Annotated in this window: 26 protein-coding genes; 18 read left to right on the top strand and 8 right to left on the bottom strand. The window is 36.9% G+C overall.

What is annotated here, in order from left to right:
- Positions 1-36: 36 nt before the first annotated feature.
- The 3 genes from ACK4HO_RS05100 to ACK4HO_RS05090 all read right to left on the bottom strand — a co-directional run bounded on the left by ACK4HO_RS05100 (position 37) and on the right by ACK4HO_RS05090 (position 1,903).
- A complete protein-coding gene (locus ACK4HO_RS05100) occupies positions 37-258 on the bottom strand; it encodes a DUF2795 domain-containing protein (protein ID WP_002986941.1) in 222 nt (73 codons plus the stop codon).
- A gap of 153 nt (positions 259-411) precedes the next feature.
- Complete coding sequence (locus ACK4HO_RS05095; protein WP_409663468.1) at positions 412-981, bottom strand: cob(I)yrinic acid a,c-diamide adenosyltransferase; 570 nt, start codon at positions 979-981, stop codon at positions 412-414.
- Positions 982-1,204: 223 nt separating this feature from the next.
- On the bottom strand, positions 1,205-1,903 hold the full coding sequence (locus tag ACK4HO_RS05090) for an ABC transporter ATP-binding protein (protein WP_409663465.1): 699 nt from the start codon (positions 1,901-1,903) through the stop codon (positions 1,205-1,207).
- 166 nt (positions 1,904-2,069) lie between these two features.
- On the opposite strand from ACK4HO_RS05090, the gene ACK4HO_RS05085 reads away from it, so the two are divergent.
- Positions 2,070-2,741 (top strand): hypothetical protein, encoded by a 672-nt coding sequence (locus ACK4HO_RS05085; protein WP_409663462.1) that lies wholly within the window; start codon positions 2,070-2,072, stop codon positions 2,739-2,741.
- Positions 2,742-2,799: 58 nt separating this feature from the next.
- Here ACK4HO_RS05085 and ACK4HO_RS05080 read toward each other — a convergent pair whose 3' ends face one another.
- Together ACK4HO_RS05080 and ACK4HO_RS05075 are read right to left on the bottom strand one after the other, a co-directional pair.
- On the bottom strand, positions 2,800-3,579 hold the full coding sequence (locus ACK4HO_RS05080) for an O-methyltransferase (RefSeq protein ID WP_409663459.1): 780 nt from the start codon (positions 3,577-3,579) through the stop codon (positions 2,800-2,802).
- 71 nt (positions 3,580-3,650) lie between these two features.
- Positions 3,651-5,513, bottom strand: coding sequence for an ABC-F family ATP-binding cassette domain-containing protein (locus ACK4HO_RS05075; RefSeq protein WP_409663457.1), 1,863 nt, complete (start codon positions 5,511-5,513; stop codon positions 3,651-3,653).
- Positions 5,514-5,552: 39 nt separating this feature from the next.
- On the opposite strand from ACK4HO_RS05075, the gene ACK4HO_RS05070 reads away from it, so the two are divergent.
- The 12 genes from ACK4HO_RS05070 (at position 5,553) to ACK4HO_RS05015 (ending at position 14,355) form a co-directional block, all read left to right on the top strand.
- Positions 5,553-6,713, top strand: a complete 1,161-nt coding sequence (locus ACK4HO_RS05070) for a glycosyltransferase family 2 protein (protein WP_409663454.1) — start codon at positions 5,553-5,555, stop codon at positions 6,711-6,713.
- Between the two features lie 74 nt (positions 6,714-6,787).
- On the top strand, positions 6,788-8,086 hold the full coding sequence (locus ACK4HO_RS05065) for a dihydrolipoamide acetyltransferase family protein (RefSeq protein WP_409663451.1): 1,299 nt from the start codon (positions 6,788-6,790) through the stop codon (positions 8,084-8,086).
- A 206-nt stretch (positions 8,087-8,292) separates the two neighbouring features.
- Complete coding sequence (locus ACK4HO_RS05060) at positions 8,293-8,817, top strand: hypothetical protein (RefSeq protein WP_409663449.1); 525 nt, start codon at positions 8,293-8,295, stop codon at positions 8,815-8,817.
- A gap of 319 nt (positions 8,818-9,136) precedes the next feature.
- Positions 9,137-9,910, top strand: coding sequence for an exonuclease domain-containing protein (locus ACK4HO_RS05055; RefSeq protein ID WP_409663446.1), 774 nt, complete (start codon positions 9,137-9,139; stop codon positions 9,908-9,910).
- Between the two features lie 78 nt (positions 9,911-9,988).
- A complete protein-coding gene (locus tag ACK4HO_RS05050; protein WP_409663443.1) occupies positions 9,989-10,600 on the top strand; it encodes a fumarylacetoacetate hydrolase family protein in 612 nt (203 codons plus the stop codon).
- On the top strand, positions 10,600-10,944 hold the full coding sequence (locus tag ACK4HO_RS05045) for an Hpt domain-containing protein (RefSeq protein WP_409663441.1): 345 nt from the start codon (positions 10,600-10,602) through the stop codon (positions 10,942-10,944). The genes ACK4HO_RS05050 and ACK4HO_RS05045 overlap by 1 nt, the downstream gene beginning before the upstream one ends.
- 175 nt (positions 10,945-11,119) lie before the next feature.
- The gene (locus tag ACK4HO_RS05040; protein ID WP_409663438.1) at positions 11,120-12,373 is read left to right on the top strand and encodes a CinA family nicotinamide mononucleotide deamidase-related protein; all 1,254 of its coding nucleotides are present in this window, start codon (positions 11,120-11,122) and stop codon (positions 12,371-12,373) included.
- A gap of 72 nt (positions 12,374-12,445) precedes the next feature.
- Complete coding sequence (gene rpmB, locus ACK4HO_RS05035; RefSeq protein ID WP_121313180.1) at positions 12,446-12,682, top strand: 50S ribosomal protein L28; 237 nt, start codon at positions 12,446-12,448, stop codon at positions 12,680-12,682.
- A 26-nt stretch (positions 12,683-12,708) separates the two neighbouring features.
- The gene (gene rpmG / locus ACK4HO_RS05030) at positions 12,709-12,891 is read left to right on the top strand and encodes a 50S ribosomal protein L33 (RefSeq protein ID WP_035126304.1); all 183 of its coding nucleotides are present in this window, start codon (positions 12,709-12,711) and stop codon (positions 12,889-12,891) included.
- 46 nt (positions 12,892-12,937) lie between these two features.
- The gene (locus ACK4HO_RS05025; RefSeq protein WP_121313181.1) at positions 12,938-13,090 is read left to right on the top strand and encodes a DUF4295 domain-containing protein; all 153 of its coding nucleotides are present in this window, start codon (positions 12,938-12,940) and stop codon (positions 13,088-13,090) included.
- Between the two features lie 123 nt (positions 13,091-13,213).
- A complete protein-coding gene (ftsY, locus tag ACK4HO_RS05020) occupies positions 13,214-14,167 on the top strand; it encodes a signal recognition particle-docking protein FtsY (RefSeq protein ID WP_409663434.1) in 954 nt (317 codons plus the stop codon).
- Between the two features lie 5 nt (positions 14,168-14,172).
- The gene (locus tag ACK4HO_RS05015) at positions 14,173-14,355 is read left to right on the top strand and encodes a hypothetical protein (protein WP_409663431.1); all 183 of its coding nucleotides are present in this window, start codon (positions 14,173-14,175) and stop codon (positions 14,353-14,355) included.
- Position 14,356: 1 nt separating this feature from the next.
- Here the strand turns inward: ACK4HO_RS05015 and ACK4HO_RS05010 are convergent, their stop codons facing one another.
- Positions 14,357-15,439 carry a serine hydrolase domain-containing protein gene (locus ACK4HO_RS05010; RefSeq protein ID WP_409663428.1) on the bottom strand — a complete coding sequence of 361 codons (1,083 nt, stop codon included), beginning with the start codon at positions 15,437-15,439 and terminating at the stop codon, positions 14,357-14,359.
- A 128-nt stretch (positions 15,440-15,567) separates the two neighbouring features.
- Here ACK4HO_RS05010 and ACK4HO_RS05005 point away from each other — a divergent pair, with 128 nt between their 5' ends.
- Together ACK4HO_RS05005 and ACK4HO_RS05000 are read left to right on the top strand one after the other, a co-directional pair.
- Positions 15,568-15,984, top strand: coding sequence for a hypothetical protein (locus ACK4HO_RS05005; protein WP_409663425.1), 417 nt, complete (start codon positions 15,568-15,570; stop codon positions 15,982-15,984).
- Positions 15,984-16,280: a DUF721 domain-containing protein gene (locus ACK4HO_RS05000; RefSeq protein ID WP_409663422.1), complete on the top strand. Its 297-nt coding sequence runs from the start codon at positions 15,984-15,986 to the stop codon at positions 16,278-16,280. Before ACK4HO_RS05005 ends, ACK4HO_RS05000 begins: the two co-directional genes overlap by 1 nt.
- Here ACK4HO_RS05000 and ACK4HO_RS04995 read toward each other — a convergent pair.
- Positions 16,277-16,720 carry a DUF4268 domain-containing protein gene (locus ACK4HO_RS04995; protein ID WP_409663419.1) on the bottom strand — a complete coding sequence of 148 codons (444 nt, stop codon included), beginning with the start codon at positions 16,718-16,720 and terminating at the stop codon, positions 16,277-16,279. The two genes, ACK4HO_RS05000 and ACK4HO_RS04995, sit on opposite strands and share 4 nt — an antisense overlap.
- Positions 16,721-16,787: 67 nt before the next feature.
- Between ACK4HO_RS04995 and ACK4HO_RS04990 the strand changes: the two genes are divergently transcribed.
- Both ACK4HO_RS04990 and ACK4HO_RS04985 read left to right on the top strand, forming a co-directional pair.
- Entirely contained in the window at positions 16,788-17,426 is a 639-nt protein-coding gene (locus ACK4HO_RS04990) for an NUDIX hydrolase (protein WP_409663416.1), read from the top strand.
- Positions 17,427-17,466: 40 nt separating this feature from the next.
- Positions 17,467-18,303, top strand: a complete 837-nt coding sequence (locus ACK4HO_RS04985; RefSeq protein WP_409663414.1) for a lysophospholipid acyltransferase family protein — start codon at positions 17,467-17,469, stop codon at positions 18,301-18,303.
- 90 nt (positions 18,304-18,393) lie between these two features.
- Here ACK4HO_RS04985 and ACK4HO_RS04980 read toward each other — a convergent pair whose 3' ends face one another.
- Complete coding sequence (locus ACK4HO_RS04980; RefSeq protein WP_409663412.1) at positions 18,394-18,618, bottom strand: hypothetical protein; 225 nt, start codon at positions 18,616-18,618, stop codon at positions 18,394-18,396.
- Between the two features lie 144 nt (positions 18,619-18,762).
- On the opposite strand from ACK4HO_RS04980, the gene ACK4HO_RS04975 reads away from it, so the two are divergent.
- Positions 18,763-19,137 (top strand): hypothetical protein, encoded by a 375-nt coding sequence (locus ACK4HO_RS04975; protein ID WP_409663409.1) that lies wholly within the window; start codon positions 18,763-18,765, stop codon positions 19,135-19,137.
- The last annotated feature ends 185 nt before the right edge of the window (positions 19,138-19,322 follow it).

The following is a 19,322-nucleotide window of genomic DNA, read 5'->3' as shown; positions in this document are numbered from 1 at the left end:
AACGGACTTTTTTCATTGTTGTGATTGTTTATTTTTTTAATATTCATCCTCGTTCCAAAGGTAATCTTCGTCTGTTGGATAATCCGGCCAAATCTCTTCCATTGATTCGTAGATTTCACCTTCGTCTTCTATTGATTGCAAATTCTCTACTACTTCTAGTGGAGCACCTGTTCGTATAGCATAGTCGATAAGTTCATCTTTGGTAGCTGGCCAAGGCGCATCGCTTAAATAGGATGCCAATTCTAATGTCCAATACATCTTCTGTCGATTTTAGTTTATGCAAAAATAAATTTTATACTGAAAAAGTCAAGTTTTTTTTGATTTATTTTTAAGTAAGTTTAAGAACGTCCTGTTTCAGTGATCAGTCTCAGTCTCAGTTTGAAGAAACTGAACACCGAATACTGAGACTGTTTACTTTCGTGGAATCCATTTTACTTCCTCCGCTTGCAGGTCAAAGGACAACTTCCGTGCCAAGACAAAAAGGTAGTCAGAAAGTCGGTTCAGGTACTTGATAACCTGTTCGTCTGTTGGTTCTAATTCGTGTAAATGGGTAGCCAAACGTTCGGCTCTACGGCAGACACAGCGCGCAATGTGACAATATGACACGGTAGTATGACCGCCGGGCAAGACAAAGTGTGTCATTTGTGGTAAAGCAGTATCCATGCTGTCGATTTCATTTTCTAAAAAGGCGATATCTTCTTCCGAAATTCGGTTGATGTTTAATCGAGGTTGGCCGTTTTTGAGCATTTCTTTTTCGGGTGGTGTGGCCAAAATGGCGCCTACGGTAAATAGACGGTCTTGGACTTCAATCAAAACATTCTTGTATAAAACATTAATGTCTTGGTCTCGAATTAAGCCGATGTGGGAGTTGAGTTCGTCAACGGTGCCGTAACTTTCGATACGGATATGGTGTTTTGGGACACGAGTGCCTCCAAAAAGTGCGGTGGTTCCGGTGTCGCCGGTTTTGGTGTAGACTTTCATGAGTTGCTGAGTTTCTGAGTGGCTAAGTTACTGAGTTTTTTTTAAAGTTGCTGAGTTGCTGAGTTACTGAGTTGCTGAGTTTTTTAAAGTGGGCAAAAATACAAATGGATTACTAACTAGCCCTGATTGAAGCAAATTACCGTGTAATGCGAAAAGCAGGAAAATGGATGGCTTATAAAGCCCGAGCCATTCGCTCCTTTACTTCTAAAAACTTAGTTTAAATCTACAAATGGTCTACATTAGGAGTATCACTTTCGATAATGCCGTCGCGTAATCGGATGATTCTGTGGGCGTATTTGGCGATGTCTTCTTCGTGGGTTACGAGAATTACCGTGTTGCCATTTTTGTGGATATCGTTGAAGAGGTTCATGATTTCGACCGAGGTTTTACTGTCGAGATTTCCTGTTGGTTCATCGGCTAGAATGATTGAAGGTTTATTGACCAAAGCTCTGGCAATGGCTACACGTTGGCGTTGTCCGCCCGAAAGTTGGTTGGGTTGGTGGTCCATTCTGTCGGCTAAACTCACTTGGGTCAATACTTCTGTCGCGCGCGCATTTCGTTCAGATTTTGAATATCCGGCGTAAATCATGGGCAAAGCTACATTATCAAGTGCAGTAGTTCTTGGTAAAAGATTGAAGGTTTGGAACACAAATCCGATTTCTTTGTTTCGGATTTCTGCCAAATCGTCGTCGTGCATTTGGCTGACGTCATTCCCGTTTAAGATATAAGTTCCTGAGGTTGCTGAATCCAAACAGCCTAAAAGGTTCATCAGCGTTGATTTTCCGGAACCTGATGGTCCCATTAGGGCAACATATTCGCCTTTGTTGATTTGTAAATCGATGCCTTTTAAAACGTAGATGGTTTCGCTTCCTAATTGGAAATCTCGTTTTAAGTCCTTTATATTGATTAATGGATTTGCCATTGTTTGCTGAAAATTGAATTTGTCCAATAAGTAGTAAATATAGAGATAATGTTACAAATTGGGTTAGAATTTTAAATCAATGAATTATGCAACTATTGAGGATAATTGTATAATAGTTTAGCGGTTTATTCAGAGTAATTTTACAGGAACATTAAAACTTAAAATGATGAAAAACAGAATAATTAGATATGGAGTATTTTTTACTGCATTGGTGAGTTTTGTCTCTTGTAAAGACAAAGAAGCAGAAACGGCTGCAGACGAAAGAATAGCTGCTTTAGAAAGCTATGTAGATTCGCTTGAAAACGTAAAAACTGAGGATGCGGAAGCCAATTGGGAACAAATCTCAGCTGATTATGACAGAAGAACGGCAGAATCAAACGAGGCTATTGCAACCTTAGGGGATGATATTAAGCCACGAAATCAGGCTAGATTGGATTCGATTAATGCCAGATATTTTGTAATTAGAACTTCGGTAGAAACTGCTAAAGTTCCGGTTAAAGTGAATCCGAATCAAGCGCTTAGAGATACTTTCTTTGGTGCCGGTAAATTGGGAGAAGACATGAATTTCAGTTGGGTAAACAAAGACAACATTCTTGACACTTACCAGACTTTCTTTGATGCTTACAAAAACAATAAAGAAAATTTCACAAGAGAAGATTATGACGAAGTAAAATTGATTTATGAAGCTTTAGACAGCAGAAAAAATACGGTTGAAAAAGAAGGTTTGTCTTCTGAAGACAACACTAAAATAGCTTCGATTAAATTTAAGTTTGCACCGATGTTCAAAATGAACAGAATCGGGGCAAAGGCAAGAGAAAATGAAGAAGCAAAAGAATAATTTTTTTTGAATTGGTTTGTTAATTAGGAAATGGTGATCAGTGATGGTCACCATTTTTTTAGGTTCGAATGACAAAATGTTCTTTCTCTTGTTCGGTTCTAAAGAAAACAATTCCCCATTGAAAAGTATCAATTGTTACGGTTACTTTCGGATGGTTTTTGATGATTTCCCAAGCTTCTTCCATGTCTAGGCTCCAATGGATATCATCAAAAATCCAAACGGTTTCGTTAGTGATTGTCGGAAGTAATAATTCGAAATAGTTTAAAGTCGCTTGTTTGGAATGATTGCCGTCGAAGTAAATGAGTTGGAAGTTGGAAGTTGGAAGTTGGGAGTTGGTTAAGAATGAATTAAACTCAGTTGTAACCGAATTGATATTGGTTAATTCAAATTCTTCAAATTGTTTTTTGGCGACAGCCAAAGTATTTTCGCATCCTTCAAGTGTAGTCATTTTTGCTTTAAGATTGCCAAGTGATAAAGCTGAAGTCGCTAAACCTAATGAAGTTCCTATTTCTAAAACATTTTCAGGCTGAAAATAATTGGCGATTCTAAAAAGTAATTCCGCTCGTTTTGGTGTAATTCCGGCAGTTTTCGCAATTTGATTTATCGCACGATTGTTGCTTTTGAAAACTTTGGAACCGGCGCCAAAATCAGTAACTTCAACAGTATTTTTGTTTTCTAAAAGCGATTTTCTGTAGTTTTTTAAAATCGAATATTCGGGATATTGTTGCTTATCATAAAAACATTTCGTCACCAAATCAAACACAAACGGCGAATGCACTCCGTGTTCGTTTTTGGAGTGATAGAGTAAGTTTAGATATGATTTTATTTGTTGTAACATATTAAAGTGTTCAGTGTTCAGTGTTCAGTGTTCAGAACTGATGACTGACCACTGCCAACTGACCACTATTTTTATTCCATTTTACTCGAAAGTTCAAACCAACGTTCTTCTTTAGCTTCCAGTTTTTTTATAATCACCTCCAATTCGTTGGCTTTTTTCGTGATGTCGACATCAGCTACTTTGCCTTCTGCGAATTGGTTTTCGATTTGTTTTTTCTCGTATTCTAAGTCTTTGATTTCGCGTTCGATTTTGCTGAATTCTTTTTGTTCGTTAAAATTCAAGCCCGATGTGGTTGGATTGTTTTGTTTCCAATTGTTCTTTTCGGTAGAAACGCTGGATAAAGTTTTGGGTTCAGCCGAATCTTCATAAGCTCTGAAATCAGAATAATTTCCGGGGAAATCTTCAATTTGTCCTTCGCCTCTGAAAATAAACAAATGATCCACAATTTTATCCATGAAATACCTATCGTGGGAAACCACCAATAAACAGCCCGGATAATCCAAAAGGAAACTTTCTAGTACATTCAACGTTACTATATCCAAGTCATTCGTAGGCTCATCGAGTATCAAAAAGTTCGGATTTTGGATTAACACCGTACACAAATACAATCGCTTCAATTCGCCACCGCTTAGTTTTTCTACAAAGTCGTATTGTTTTTTGGCATCAAATAAAAAACGCTCTAGCAATTGCGAAGCCGAAATGATTTTCCCTTTTGTGAGCGGAATGTATTCTCCATATTCTTTGATGATGTCAATGACTTTTTGTCCCGGTTTCGGATTGATACCGCTTTGGGTGTAATACCCAATTTTAATTGTGTCACCAATAATCACTTTGCCCGAATCGGGCACCATAGTTTTGGTTAGTATGTTTAGGAAAGTCGATTTCCCGGTGCCGTTTTTACCAATGATACCAATGCGTTCGCCACGTTGGAAATCATAAGTAAAATTATCTAATATGGTTTTTTCTTTGAATTTTTTGTTCAGTTTGTACAGCTCGATAATCTTGCTGCCCATGCGTTCCATGTTGATTTCGAGTTCAACTACGTTTTCTTTACGACGACTTTCGGCTTTTTCTTTAATTACATAAAAGTCATCTTGGCGCGATTTTGATTTGGTCGTTCTCGCTTTCGGTTGGCGGCGCATCCAAGCCAATTCTTTTACGAAAAGGTTTTGCGCTTTGTCGATAGAAGAATTTTCCATGGCAATTCGCTCTTCTTTTTTCTGTAAATAATAAGAGTAATTGCCTTTGTATTGGTATAACTTTCCGTTGTCGAGTTCGATGATTTCGTTACAAACGCGTTCCAAGAAGAAACGGTCGTGCGTTACCATAAACAGCGTGATGTTTTCTTTGGCAAAATAACTTTCCAGCCACTCAATCATTTCCAAATCCAAGTGATTCGTCGGCTCATCCAATATCAATAAATCAGGACGATTGATTAGAATAATGGCCAAAGACAAACGTTTCTTTTGTCCACCCGAGAGTGATTTTACTTTGAGTTTTAAATCGTCTAACTTTAATTTGGATAAAATTTGTTTGAATTGGGTTTCAAAATCCCAAGCATTGTGGCGGTCCATTTCGTCGAAAGCCAATTGGTATTTTTCCTCGTCTTCCGGGTTTTTCAACGCTTTTTCGTATTGTTCAATTACATGCAGGATATCATTATCCGAAGCGAAAATACTTTCCTCAATCGTCAATTCTTCCTGTAGCATGTTATTTTGAGAAAGAAACGCCATTTTCAAACCTTTTCGAATCACAATTTGCCCGGTATCCGGTTCATCTTCGCCATTAATCATTTTCATAATTTGGGTTTTTCCCGAACCGTTTTTGGCAATGAAGGCGATTTTTTGGTCTTTGTTTATGCCAAACGAAAGGTTAGCAAACAAGGTTCTTTCGCCAAAGGACTTCGATATATTTTCTACTGAAAGGTAATTCACGGGTGACAATTTTTTGCAAAAGTAGATTATATTTGTCAAATGCAACTATCCGTTATCATCCTTAATTATAATGTACGCTACTTTTTAGAGCTCTGTGTTTTGAGTGTGCAAAAAGCCATTCAAAATTTGGATGCCGAAATCATTGTTATCGATAATAACTCTTCCGATGACAGTTGCGCCATGATGAAAAAGCGTTTTCCGAATATCAAGCTCATCGAAAACAAAGAAAATGCAGGCTTTCCTAAAGGCAACAACATTGCGGTCAAAGAAGCCAAAGGCGAGTATTTGTGCATTTTAAATCCGGACACGGTTGTAAGCGAAGATACGTTTGAAAAAATACTGAATACTGAACACTGGAAACTGAACATTGGAATTATTGGTTGCAAACTCATCGACGGCACCGGAAACTTTCTACCCGAAAGCAAACGAGGAATTCCAACGCCTTGGGTAGCTTTTACTAAGATATTTGGTTTGTATAAAATCTTTCCGAAGTCATCATTATTTAATAAGTATTATGCCCAACATTTAGCCGAAAACCAAACCGGAAAAGTGGATATTCTCGTTGGTGCTTTTATGGTGATGAAGCGAGAATTATACAACGAATTAGAAGGTTTTGACGAAAACTGCTTTATGTATGCCGATGATATAGATTTGTCTTATCGTGCTTTGTTGTTGCAAAAACAGAACTATTATTTTCACGAAACCACAGTCATTCATTACAAAGGAGAAAGCACGGTAAAAGATGCCACTTACATGAAGCATTTCAGAGGATTTATGAATTTCTTCTACCAAAAGCATTTCAAACGCTCGTTTTTTTTCAATCTAATGGCGAGATTGGGTGCGTTTTATTTTTCAATAGTCAAAGTTTTTAAAGGCAAAGCAAACCCAAAGGTAAAACCCAATCAATACATTTTAGTTTCTGATAATGAACCGTTAAAAGAAAAATTAGCATCCAAATTGCAAAAAAGTATAGAAAGAATGCCATTAGAAAATGGGAAAATAGTAATTTCGCAAACGATTTCGAAGGCTAAGAATATCGAGGTTATTTTAGATACCAATTATTTAGGTTTTAAAAAAGCCATTGCCTTTTTGGAAGAAAACAAAAACAAGTCGTTTACTTTTAAATTGTTACCTGTTGAAAGTAATTTCATCATTGGAAGTAACAGTAGCAACGATAGAGGAGAAGTGATTAATTTATAGAAAAGTGTAAAAATCGTCTTTTCTTTTATTAATTTTGCAAGCGAAACAACAAAATACAACTTTAGATTATCAATATGGCAAAGTTTGAATTGAAATTACCCAAAATGGGAGAAAGCGTTGCAGAAGCAACTATTACCAATTGGTTAAAAAACGTAGGGGAAAAAATAGACGCCGATGAAGCCGTTTTGGAAATCGCTACCGATAAAGTAGACAGTGAAGTCCCAAGCGAAGTATCGGGTGTTTTGACCGAAATTTTATTCCAAGTCAATGATGTGGTAAAAGTAGGTCAAACCATCGCCATTATTGAAACAGAAGGCGGAAGTGTTGCTGCCGCACCGGTAACTCAAGAAGTTCCTGCACCGGTTGCTGAAGTTGCAAAAACAGTAGAAGTTGCTGCTGCTATTGCCGCTCCGGCCGATTTTAAATCGTCTGATAAATTCTTCTCGCCATTGGTGAAAAATATTGCCACAGCAGAAGGCATTTCATTAACTGAATTGGAAAACATTGCCGGTTCAGGAAAAGACGGACGCGTGACTAAAGAAGATATTTTAAATTATGTGGGAAGTAGGAAGTCAGATGCCGGAAGTCAAAAACAAATTTCAACTCAACCAACACCTAACACCCAACAACCAACTTCCAACACCCAACCGGTTTCTGTAAACGGTGGCGACGAGATTGTGGAAATGGACAGAATGCGCAAGTTGATTTCAGGTTATATGGTGGCTTCGGTGCAAACCTCGGCGCACGTACAATCGTTTATTGAAGTGGATGTGACCAATATTGTAAAATGGAGAGATCGCGTTAAAAATGCTTTCGAGAAAAGAGAAGGCGAGAAACTGACATTCACCCCAATTTTCATGGAAGCCGTGGCGAAAGCCTTGAAAGATTTCCCTGGAATGAATATTTCTGTTGACGGTGATTTTATTATCAAAAGAAAAAATATCAACCTTGGAATGGCGGCTGCGTTACCAAACGGAAACTTAATTGTACCTGTAATTAAAAATGCAGACCAATTGAACCTTGTTGGAATGGCCAAAGCGGTAAACGATTTAGGTAACCGCGCCAAAGCCGGAAAACTAAAACCGGACGATACGCAAGGCGGAACTTATACGGTAACGAATGTGGGAACTTTTGGTTCAGTATTCGGAACACCAATTATCAACCAACCGCAAGTAGGCATCTTAGCATTAGGCGCGATTAGAAAAGTGCCTGCGGTTATCGAAACTCCGGAAGGTGATTTTATCGGTATCAGACAAAAAATGTTCTTGTCGCACAGTTACGATCACCGAGTTGTAGATGGAGCGCTTGGCGGACGTTTTGTAAAACGCGTTGCAGAATATCTCGAAGCTTTTGATGCTAACAGAGAATATTAAAATTTTTTATATCGTAATACAAAAACCTTTCAAGTATTTATTTGAAAGGTTTTTTAGTTAAAATCCCCACGGAATGGAACACCTTAGATATTTCAATTAAAATTTGTTATAAAAACCGTAAAATATATAAATTGTAATGAAATATATGTAACAATTTTTATTGGTATACAAAGTACTTTCGTTGGTAAAACTAAATTTAAATTATCATGAAAAGACTAACTAGCTGTGTATTTTTTTTATTTACATTCTGTATTTCATTGGCACAAGAAGTAAAGACTACAATTGTTGTAGATTCTGCTCAAGTAAAAATCGAATCGAGTAAAGCGAACATCAACGAAAAAAAATCTCAACTTAAATCGGACCTTCAAGACCAAAAGAAAATCAGCAGACAACAGAAAAAAAACGATAATAGAGCAACAGATGAGCGAAGAGAATTAGCCAAAGAGCAAAGAAAGCTTAAAAAGGAGCAAAAGCGAACTCAAAAAGAAAATAGAACGATTTCCAACGATAATGAGAAACGAAACGATTCAAAAAAAAGAGAAATTAAGCTAAATCAAAGATTAATGAATGCTAACAAAGATTTGGTTAAACTTCAAGAAAAATTTGAAAAGAAAAAAAATAAGGGGAATATGACTGCCGTTGTAAATAGTAAGTTTGAAGTAAAAATTACCAAAAAACAACTTGAAGTTAGAAAGATAGAAGAAGATATTGCAAATTTAAAGAAGTATTGAATAATATCTAATACTCATTTTCACGAGAATAGTTTATTTGAAAATTATATTACAATCGTAAAACGAAATAGTAAAATTTCGAAATTTAATTCAGATTTTATTACATCAACTTAAATCTTAATTATAAGGATTCGAATAAAAAGATGGATTTACTTATTAATAAATTTGAGGCACCAAAATAGTTTTTAATTCAAATAATTATATATCAACCCTTTTACTTTTCGAAAGGGTTTTTTTATGCCTAAATCATAAATCTTTATTAAAATATCGATAAACGGTAACATCAATATTTTATATTTGTCTGCAATAAAAAATGACAATGGAATTAAAACTCAACAGACCTATTTGCTTCTTCGACTTAGAGACTACCGGAATTGACGTAGCCAAAGACAGAATCGTAGAAATTTCGATATTCAAAGTCTATCCCAACGGAAACAAAGAAAGCAAAACATGGTTGGTGAATCCAACAATTCCAATTCCGTTTCAAGCGACCGCTATTCACGGTATTTCGAATGAAAAAGTAGCCAATGAGCCCACTTTCAAAGAATTGGCCACACAAGTGCATAATATGATTAAAGACTCAGATTTGGCCGGATTTAATTCGGACCGATTTGACATTCCGTTATTGGCTGAGGAATTATTGCGAGCTGAAGTCGATTTTGATATGAAAAACCGAGTGTCAGTTGATGTGCAAACCATTTTCCATAAAAAAGAAGAAAGAACGCTAAGTGCCGCTTACAAATTTTATTGCAATGCAAGTCTCGAAAACGCCCACAGCGCAGAAGCAGACACGATGGCAACTTACGAAATCCTCAAAGCACAATTAGACCGTTACGAGGATTTAGATAACGATATGAAAACGCTTTCAGAATACACCACTCGTAAAAAATCAGTCGATTTTGCAGGCTTTATCGCTTTGAATGCAGAAGGACAAGAGATTTTTACTTTTGGCAAACACAAAGGCGCATTAGTAGATGAGGTTTTAGACAAAGAACCGGGTTATTTCGGTTGGATACAAAACGCCGAGTTTCCATTATATACCAAGAAAGTGTTGACCGGAATTAAGTTGAGAAAATTAAACACTAAAAATTGAGTGAATAGTGATTAGTAATTAGTGACTAGTAAAAGTCCTTGCTAATTACTAATCACTAATTACTAATCACTATAAAGAATGAAAATAATCTGTATCGGAAGAAATTACGTCAACCACATTGCGGAGCTCAACAACGAGCGTCCCGATGAACCCGTAATTTTCTTAAAACCGGATACAGCGGTTATCCCCAATAAATCACCTTTCGTAATACCTGATTTCAGTAATGAAATTCATCATGAAGTTGAGATTTTGGTCAAAATCAATAAAGTCGGTAAATACATTGACACTAAGTTCGCTCACAAGTATTATGACGAAATAGGATTAGGAATCGATTTTACAGCACGAGATGTTCAGAACAAGCTGAAAGAGAAGGGTTTGCCTTGGGAAAAAGCAAAAGGATTTGACGGTTCAGCGATGATTGGTGCCTTTCTGCCGATAAATGATTTTATTTCGGTGGAAAATATTACTTTTGAGTTGACCAATAACGGAAAAACCGTTCAAAAAGGAAATACAAGCCACATGTTGTGGAAAATCGATGAAATTATCTCTCATATTTCACAGTATTTCACCCTGAAAAAAGGAGATATTATATTTACAGGAACTCCCGAAGGAGTGGCCAGAGTGGCACCAAACGACATCCTTGAAGGATTCATAGAAGATAAAAAACTACTAAGATTACATATAAAATAATGGCTATAAACTACAACCTAGCGAAAGTTTACGCACTTTCAGACAACGATCCCGAATTTGTTATGCAAATCATCACTTTGTTCGTCACCGAAGTACCCGAAGACATGAAACAAATTGAATTGGGCATCAAAGAAAAAGACCACAAATTGGCTTACGCCTATGCACACAAGATAAAACCAACGCTTGATTTATTGGGAATGTCTGTGGCATTTGAAGAAATTCTTCAGGTAGAAGCTTGGACCAAAAGAGAAGGCAAACGCAAAGAAATCAACGATACTTTCGAAAGCATTCAAAGTCAAGTGGAAAAGGCAATCAAAGAAATCAAAAAAGATTTCGAAGTTTAAAATTAAGAGCAAATGGTTCGGGAATTATCGGTAATGGTAATTCCCGCTTTTCGTTACAATATCCCGAAAAATCGGGATGATTTTCTCTACAATCGGGGCTAGTTAAAAATCTATTTGCCTTTTTTTAAGCAAAATTAAAACTTAGTAACTCAGCTACTCAGTAACTCAGCAACTTATGCAAGCAACCATAGTCACCATCGGAGACGAAATCCTCATCGGGCAAATTGTCGACACCAACTCAGGTTACATCGCCAAAGCTTTAGATAAAATTGGCGTGCAAACCCACGAAATGCTTACCATATCTGATGATAAGCAGCACATTTTAGAAACTTTCGCGGCTTTACAAGATAAAGTCGAATTGGTAATTATAACCGGCGGCTTAGGACCAACAAAAGACGATATCACCAAGCATACTTTTTGCGAGTATTTTGAAGATACTTTAGTCGAAGACAAAGCAGTTTTGGCTCATGTTACTGAAATTATAGAAGGTTTTTACAAGCGACCGATTACCCAGTTAAACCGTGACCAAGCTTTAGTTCCTTCCAAATGTGAAGTGCTTTTCAATAAGATGGGAACTGCGCCCGGAATGTGGATGAAAAAAGGAAACACTGTCTACATATCGTTGCCCGGAGTGCCTTATGAAATGAAGTATTTGGTCGATTTTGAAATTGTTCCGAAAGTGGTTAAAGAATACAAACGACCCTACATTATCCACAAAACCATCATGACTTATGGTGAAGGCGAAAGTCGAATAGCAGAGAAAATTGAAAGCTGGGAAAACAACTTACCCGATTTCATCAAATTAGCGTATTTGCCAAGTCCGGGAAAAGTCAGGTTGCGCCTCACAGCCCGTGGTTCAGACAAAGAAATATTAGAAGAAAAAGTAGCCGAAAACGTAGCGTCATTAACCAAAATCATCAGCGACATTATCGTTGGCTTTGATGAAGACGAAACGATAGAAGTAATCATCGGCAGACTGCTTACCCAACAAGGCAAAACCATTGCTACAGCCGAAAGTTGTACCGGTGGAAAAATAGCGCAAATGTTGTCTTCGGTGGCCGGAGCTTCAAATTATTTCCGTGGAAGTGTGGTAAGTTATTCGAAAGAAACCAAAATAAATATCCTCGGTATTGACCCTGAGTTGATTAACCAACACGATGTTGTCAGCGCAGAAGTCGCTTCAGCGATGGCGACGAGTATTCAAAAAATGATGAAAACCGACTATGCTTTGGCCACAACAGGCAATGCCGGACCAACATCTGAACCCGGAAAAGCCGAAGTTGGTGTAGTTTTTATTGCTTTGGCTATGCCGAATGAAGTATTGGTTGCTGAGTTTAACTTTGGGCAACCCCGTGAAAAAGTGATAGATAGAACGGCAAATAAAGCACTGGAAATATTGCAGAAAGAAATTTTAAAATTTCTGCCATAAATTTTTTGTTACTACAATATATTTTGCGTAAGTTTGCACCCTGATTTTGAATAACGATAAAAGAAAAGCATAATGTCAAGAGTTTGTGACCTTACAGGTAAAAGAGCGATGGTAGGAAATAACGTTTCTCACGCTATGAACAAAACTAAGAGAAAATTTTCTGTTAACTTAGTTAAAAAACGTTTCTATCTTGCTGAAGAAGACAGATGGATTACGTTGAGAGTAGCTGCGTCTACAATTAAAACAATCAATAAAAATGGATTGGCTGCTGTTTTGAAAAAAGCAAAAGTTGAAGGATTTATTAAATAATTCTATCCCAATAAAAATAAAGTAAGATGGCAAAGAAAGGTAATAGAATACAAGTTATTTTAGAGTGTACTGAGCACAAAGGAACTGGTTTACCAGGAACTTCTCGTTACATCACCAACAAAAACAAAAAAAATACTCCGGACAGATTAGAGATTAAAAAGTTTAATCCAATCTTAAAGAGAATGACTGTTCACAAAGAGATTAAATAATTTAGAGATTTTAAATAATAAAATTTCATAATAAACAATATAAGTCATGGCAAAGAAAACCGTTGCAACGTTACAAACATCTTCAAAAAGATTAACCAAAGCTATCAAAATGGTTAAGTCTCCTAAAACAGGTGCATATACTTTCCAAGAAAGCATTATGACACCGGAAGAAGTAGATAGTTTCCTTAACAAGAAATAATTCAACAAACTCTATATATCAAAGCTACTTTCATTCGGAAGTAGCTTTTTTATTTTTATATTTGCTTCGCCAGTTCGCTTTCGCTCGGGTGTCAAACAAATTCGAATTTTCAATCCGTTTCCAATGAGTTTTTTCAAAAGAATATTTTCCTCCGAAAAAAAAGAGACTTTAGATAAAGGTCTAGAACAAACCAAGACATCATTTTTTTCTAAATTAACCAAAGCCGTTGCCGGAAAATCCAAAGTAGATGATGAGGTTTTAGACAACTTGGAAGAAGTATTAGTGTCTTCAGATGTTGGCGTTGATACCACCTTGAAAATCATACAAAGAATTGAAGCACGTGTTGCCCAAGACAAATACATGGGAACGGACGAGCTCAACAAAATCCTTCGCGAAGAAATAGCCGCCCTTTTATCGGAAACCAAATCGGGTGAAGAGACCGAATTTACCATTCCGGCCAATAAAAAACCTTATGTGTTAATGGTTGTTGGAGTAAATGGCGTAGGTAAAACGACCACCATCGGAAAATTAGCCCATCAATTCAACAAAGCCGGTTACAAAGTGGTTTTGGGCGCAGCCGATACTTTCCGTGCTGCAGCGATTGACCAATTGCAAATTTGGGCCGATAGAGTAGGCGTTCCTTTAGTAAAACAGCAAATGGGAAGCGATCCTGCTTCGGTGGCTTTTGATACTTTACAAAGTGCCGTAACCCAAAATGCGGATGTAGTGATTATTGATACCGCCGGTCGTTTGCACAACAAAGTCAACTTGATGAATGAGTTGACCAAAGTAAAACGCGTTATGCAAAAAGTCGTTGAAGACGCGCCACACGACGTTTTATTAGTATTAGATGGTTCAACCGGTCAAAATGCTTTTGAGCAAGCCAAGCAGTTTACTGCTGCAACTGAAGTATCTTGTTTGGCCGTAACCAAATTAGACGGAACAGCCAAAGGCGGTGTTGTAATTGGAATCTCAGACCAATTCCAAATTCCGGTAAAATACATTGGCGTAGGTGAAGGTATTGAAGATTTGCAGGTTTTTAATAAATTTGAATTCGTAGATTCGTTTTTTAAATAATAAATATGAACAAAGTTTTATCTTTCTTTAAAGAAACAGCCCCCATAAAATTAATAGCTATCAGTATTGGAATTGTGGCATTAAGCTATTTTATTGAAAAACCATTACCTAATGTTTTCATGGGATTGCGCTTAATCGCTTTTCTTTTATTTGTGTATGGGGCTATTCGGCTGTTAAACAGAAAATAAATTATTCGTATAAATCATTGATTTTATCCCATAAATCATTATCAAATCCCGATAAGGCGAACGTTGGATTATCAGGATTGGCGACTTCTCCCATTCTAATAATGACCATTTTCATGCTTGGTACCACATAGATTTTTTGGTCGTTTTTGCCCAAAGCCGCATACATATCGCTTGGCGCATTCGACATTAAAGTACCATTAAATTCAAACTGAAGTCCGGGTAATCGGTAAGTCGATTTACCGTTCAACCACCACAAATAGCCATAGGCCTGATTTAAAGTTTGTGAAGTCGTTGTCGCTTGGTTAAGGAAGTTTTCATTGACAATTGTAGTTCCGTCCCACTTTCCTTTATTCAAAGACATTAATCCAAAACGAGCCATATTTCTGCTCGTGCTCCAATAAACGCTAAGTCCATCTCCACTGTTAACCCATGCGCCACCGGTCATTCCGATTCTGTCTCTTAATTTTGTGTTGAAATAATTGGTCCAAGTTTGTCCACTGGCTTCCGCTACGACATCTTGTAATTTGACATACACATTGTGGTAAGCCCAACGCGTTCCGGCATCGGCTACATACTGCAAATTGGCAGGGTCAACATTATCACCTAAAGCATCATTCAACCCTGAATTCATAGACAATAAGTTTTTGCAAGTAATTAGGTTTTCCTTTGCCAATGGCGCGCTCGTCCAACCCGTACCTAAATAATCAGAAACTTTATTGTTGATGTTGATTAATCCTTCGTCTTGAGCAATTCCCGTTACGGTTGAAGTCAAAGTTTTTCCGGCGCTTGCCCAATACCAGGGAGAACTAGCCGAATGACCGTTGAAGTAATTTTCCATTACAATTCGACCATTAACCAAAATGATAAACGATTTAGTGTTTTTCAATTCTAAGTAATCTAATAAAGGTTGTACGGCATTTTGATTCCATCCCAAATCGGCTATAGATTTGGTTTCCCAAGTATTGCTGCCATCACTCGGCGGAAAGTACATTTGTTCTGCAATTGGTTCTGAATTGGAATCATCGGAGGAGCTACAATTCACCATAAAAAGGGAAGCGAAAACTAGTAGGTATATCTTTTTCATATTTTTGAGATTTGTTTTTTGGACTTTAAAAGTAATAAATAGTTTAATGTTGATAAGATTAATTTTTATTTCGCTGACTTTGTAAACTTAAAAAATTAAATTTGTGAAGGCATTAAAAACTTAAAACCATGAAAAGAATTGCTTTTGTTTTCCTTACTTTTTTATTAATTTCTTGCCAAGCTGATGTCAAAAAGGAAGACTTGACTAAGCTCAGCGGCTATTGGGAAATCAAACAAGTGACTTTGGCGGATGGAGAAAACAAAGATTACAAAGTCAATGAAACCATCGATTTCTTTGAAGTCAAAGACAATGTAGGTTTTCGCCAAAAAGTAATGCCGCAATTTGATGGTACGTTTAAAACCAACGGCATCAAAGAAAGTATCAAAGTGTTCGAAGAAAACGATAGCTATTTTATCGAATACAAAACCGAATACGGTAAATGGAATGAAGAAATTATCACCATTGAAGATTCGACTTTGGTACTTAAAAACAAACAGAATCTTATTTATACTTATAAAAAATACAAACCTTTTTCTTTAAAGTAATGGCCAAAAGACTCAGCAACGAAAGTTCGATAGGCGACGTTTTAAAAGCTTTTATCGAAACTAACAAACTCCAAAGCGGCATGGACAAAATTGACGTGCAGGAAGCTTGGAAATCGTTGATGGGCAATGGGGTCAACAGTTATACCAAAGAAGTTGTTTTGAAAGGTTCGACGTTATATGTTTCTTTAACTTCCGCGGTCTTGCGCGAGGAGTTGAGTTACGGCAAACAAAAGATTATCAAAATGATAAACGAAGAACTGCGCAAAGAAGTAGTGACTGATATAATCCTTCGTTAAGTATTGGTTTCCAAATCTTTGATGTAATCCTCATATTCGTAGAAGAAAACTTCAAACTGTGTCATCGTATCACTAAAGAAGTCAAAAATCTCGGGCCAATAACTTTTGTTGTTTAGGCTTACGCCCAATTTTTCGACCCAAATTCTACTAATCACTTTGCCACTTTCCAAATAAAAATTGCGCTCCAATATCGCTTCCGGTAGGTATTCTTCTTCCAAAATTGTTTTGAGTGACTCTATTTTTTCGAAATATATTTTGCGTTTTTCTTCGTCTTTGGGTTCAATGTCTAAAAGCACTTGCGCCTTTTTATTGTCGATGTAGAATTTGAAAGTAACGTCTTTAATCTTAGTGTCATACAACAACCATTTTCTGGGATAAGCCACGGCAAATGCGGTCCAGAATTCCTTTTTAATGCGTTGGGCTTCTTCTTTGCTGTACATTTTATTGGCGTAAATTTGGTGTGCGTTGTTTTTTTAAGGTAACTTTATATTTCTAAAACTAGGGATAATGCACTTTGAACAGTTTTTAAAATACACGCCAAAAATACAAAATGTCGCGCTACCGGCAACGCATGCCCATGCAAAAATGGCACCTGCGAACCGATTAGATTTAATAAAAGCCATCGATTTTAGTAAAGTTACCCCAAAACAAGCCGCTGTATTGATGCTTTTTTATCCTAAAGCTTCGCAAACGCATTTGGCTTTAATTCTTCGCACCAGTTACAACGGTGTGCATTCTTCTCAAATTGCTTTCCCTGGTGGAAAAGTAGAAGATTTTGATGCCGATTTAAAAGAAACAGCGCTAAGAGAAACCCACGAGGAAATTGGCGTGCATCCCAATCATATAAATGTTATTCGCGCTTTTACAGAAGTTTATATTCCGCCGAGCAATTTTATGGTGTATCCTTATTTAGGTTATAGCGAAAGCGAATTGGAGTTCATTCTGCAGGAAGATGAAGTCGCAGGTTTAGTAGAATTTCCTTTTGTAGATTTTATGGATGACAGTATCATTGTCAATACCACTATGAAAACCTCTTATGCAGGAAGTATTGAAGTGCCCGGATTTCAGGTAAAGGAACATTTCGTTTGGGGTGCCACCGCTATGATGTTGAGCGAATTGAAAGATACTTTGAAATTGGTTTTATAAGTTTTAGTTTTTGTAGATTTGCAGTCCTAAAAAATGAATTATGGGATTATTGAAACGAAATCCTTTTGGTCATATACTCTTTATCAAAAAATGGTTAATCCGCCTCTTCGGAGTTTTGACGCATCGTCGTTATCGCGGTTTTAACGAACTCCATATCGAAGGTTCTGAAATCATCAAAGGCTTACCTGATAAAAATGTACTTTTTATATCGAACCATCAAACTTATTTTGCCGATGTTGTAGCCATGTTTCACGTGTTCAATGCCAGTCTTTCGGGTCGTGTTGACAATATTAAAAACGTGGGCTATTTGTGGCAACCCAAAATGAATATTTATTATGTAGCCGCCAGCGAAACGATGAAAGCCGGTTTATTGCCTAGGATTTTGGCCTATGTTGGTGCGATAACTGTTGAACGCACTTGGCGCTCAGGAGGAAAAGACGTAAATGAAAAACGTGAAGTAAATCCTAACGATACCGAAAACATTCGCATTGCACTCGAAGACGGTTGGGTAATCACCTTTCCGCAAGGAACGACTAAGTCATTTAAACCGGTGCGAAAAGGAACGGCGCATATTATCAAACAACACAAACCTATTGTAGTGCCTATTGTAATTGACGGTTTCCGCCGTGCGTTTGACAAAAAAGGACTTCGTGTGAAAAAGAAAAACATCCTGCAATCGTTTATTATCAAAGAACCTTTGGTGATTGATTATGACAACGAAACCATAGAGCAAATTGTAGAAAAAGTAGAGTATGCCATAGAGCAACACGCTTCATTTTTAAAAGTAATTCCTGCTGAGGAAATTGCAGAGCAAGAGCGTTTGAACAAGCTGCGAAAATGGCAAGTAGATAAAGAAGATACCAATCAAGTAAAATAACCGAGTCAATCCCATTTCAGTCCTAACGAGATGGGATTTTTTTGAGTTTTCAATTACAATGTAAATTCATAATTGATAACATTGATACCATTAACTCTTTGCTTTATTAAGCGTATAAATACCGCCTGCAAAAAGAACGACAGCCAATCCAACGAAAAGATAACCTTCTTGTTTGCCCGATTCATCTGAAGCGTCTATTTTGAGTCCCAATAAGTTTACTGAAGCCGAACTATCAGCTATTTTAGTATAGCCTAAGTAACCAATTCCCAAACTGACGATGATTAAAATCGCCCCGATAATTTTTGAAGTTGTCATTTTTTTTAATTTAATGTTGGAGTAAGGTAGTCAAAAGAAACGGCATTCATACCAATAATGTTTTTTAATGCAAGTGGGTGAAGTTTAGCGCTAATGTTTTGGCTTGACTTTTGTTTATCTCTTTTTAAATCTAAAAATGAAAGTATGAAAAGTCTATTGATTATGTTATTGCTCACTACGGGGATGTATGCTCAAGAGCAAGTTTTTAACGTTCAGCAGTATTGTATTGATGAAAAACCTCTGCGAAATGGCGACTGCGATATAAAAGGCAATGCCTATTCCTTTGTTTTTCTTGATGTTAAAAAAGGGGAAGTGGTATTGTTTCTGTCTGATTTAAAATTTGTTTATCAAATTACAGCTTCTAAAAAAGATTCAAATGACACACTATATGCCCTAAAAAATGGGGTAAGCCATGCCGAGATGAGACTCAACGGCAACAAGACCAAAATAGAATTTCTACAACCCAGTCGGCATATTAAACTAACGGTTGGCAAGACAACCAAGTTGCCCAATAATTAGCAAAAATTGCAGTCCCAAAAAACCCCTCAACTAGAGAGTTTTTTTATGCACTACTTTTTTGACTCAAAATAATTATGCAAGTTAAATACACAATTCTACAACAGCTGCTCCGGGTATTCCGTCTAATTTCGCCTCTAACATTATAAATAAATTGAAATGAAGAATCAAAGTGTATTACTCGCCCT

Source organism: Flavobacterium sp. (assembly GCF_046296355.1).
Classification (GTDB): Bacteria; Bacteroidota; Bacteroidia; order Flavobacteriales; family Flavobacteriaceae; genus Flavobacterium.
Note: the sequence above shows the minus strand (reverse complement) of the source record. Positions and strands in the feature narration are given on the sequence as shown.

Bases quoted from the DNA above. Each gene is read 5' to 3' on its own strand.
- ACK4HO_RS05100 (WP_002986941.1), bottom strand. From the start codon at position 258: ATGTATTGGACATTAGAATTGGCATCCTATTTAAGCGATGCGCCTTGG.
- ACK4HO_RS05095 (WP_409663468.1), bottom strand. From the start codon at position 981: ATGAAAGTCTACACCAAAACCGGCGACACCGGAACCACCGCACTTTTT.
- ACK4HO_RS05090 (WP_409663465.1), bottom strand. From the start codon at position 1,903: ATGGCAAATCCATTAATCAATATAAAGGACTTAAAACGAGATTTCCAA.
- ACK4HO_RS05085 (WP_409663462.1), top strand. From the start codon at position 2,070: ATGAAAAACAGAATAATTAGATATGGAGTATTTTTTACTGCATTGGTG.
- ACK4HO_RS05080 (WP_409663459.1), bottom strand. From the start codon at position 3,579: ATGTTACAACAAATAAAATCATATCTAAACTTACTCTATCACTCCAAA.
- ACK4HO_RS05070 (WP_409663454.1), top strand. From the start codon at position 5,553: ATGCAACTATCCGTTATCATCCTTAATTATAATGTACGCTACTTTTTA.
- ACK4HO_RS05065 (WP_409663451.1), top strand. From the start codon at position 6,788: ATGGCAAAGTTTGAATTGAAATTACCCAAAATGGGAGAAAGCGTTGCA.
- ACK4HO_RS05060 (WP_409663449.1), top strand. From the start codon at position 8,293: ATGAAAAGACTAACTAGCTGTGTATTTTTTTTATTTACATTCTGTATT.
- ACK4HO_RS05055 (WP_409663446.1), top strand. From the start codon at position 9,137: ATGGAATTAAAACTCAACAGACCTATTTGCTTCTTCGACTTAGAGACT.
- ACK4HO_RS05050 (WP_409663443.1), top strand. From the start codon at position 9,989: ATGAAAATAATCTGTATCGGAAGAAATTACGTCAACCACATTGCGGAG.
- ACK4HO_RS05045 (WP_409663441.1), top strand. From the start codon at position 10,600: ATGGCTATAAACTACAACCTAGCGAAAGTTTACGCACTTTCAGACAAC.
- ACK4HO_RS05040 (WP_409663438.1), top strand. From the start codon at position 11,120: ATGCAAGCAACCATAGTCACCATCGGAGACGAAATCCTCATCGGGCAA.
- rpmB (WP_121313180.1), top strand. From the start codon at position 12,446: ATGTCAAGAGTTTGTGACCTTACAGGTAAAAGAGCGATGGTAGGAAAT.
- rpmG (WP_035126304.1), top strand. From the start codon at position 12,709: ATGGCAAAGAAAGGTAATAGAATACAAGTTATTTTAGAGTGTACTGAG.
- ACK4HO_RS05025 (WP_121313181.1), top strand. From the start codon at position 12,938: ATGGCAAAGAAAACCGTTGCAACGTTACAAACATCTTCAAAAAGATTA.
- ftsY (WP_409663434.1), top strand. From the start codon at position 13,214: ATGAGTTTTTTCAAAAGAATATTTTCCTCCGAAAAAAAAGAGACTTTA.
- ACK4HO_RS05015 (WP_409663431.1), top strand. From the start codon at position 14,173: ATGAACAAAGTTTTATCTTTCTTTAAAGAAACAGCCCCCATAAAATTA.
- ACK4HO_RS05010 (WP_409663428.1), bottom strand. From the start codon at position 15,439: ATGAAAAAGATATACCTACTAGTTTTCGCTTCCCTTTTTATGGTGAAT.
- ACK4HO_RS05005 (WP_409663425.1), top strand. From the start codon at position 15,568: ATGAAAAGAATTGCTTTTGTTTTCCTTACTTTTTTATTAATTTCTTGC.
- ACK4HO_RS05000 (WP_409663422.1), top strand. From the start codon at position 15,984: ATGGCCAAAAGACTCAGCAACGAAAGTTCGATAGGCGACGTTTTAAAA.
- ACK4HO_RS04995 (WP_409663419.1), bottom strand. From the start codon at position 16,720: ATGTACAGCAAAGAAGAAGCCCAACGCATTAAAAAGGAATTCTGGACC.
- ACK4HO_RS04990 (WP_409663416.1), top strand. From the start codon at position 16,788: ATGCACTTTGAACAGTTTTTAAAATACACGCCAAAAATACAAAATGTC.
- ACK4HO_RS04985 (WP_409663414.1), top strand. From the start codon at position 17,467: ATGGGATTATTGAAACGAAATCCTTTTGGTCATATACTCTTTATCAAA.
- ACK4HO_RS04980 (WP_409663412.1), bottom strand. From the start codon at position 18,618: ATGACAACTTCAAAAATTATCGGGGCGATTTTAATCATCGTCAGTTTG.
- ACK4HO_RS04975 (WP_409663409.1), top strand. From the start codon at position 18,763: ATGAAAAGTCTATTGATTATGTTATTGCTCACTACGGGGATGTATGCT.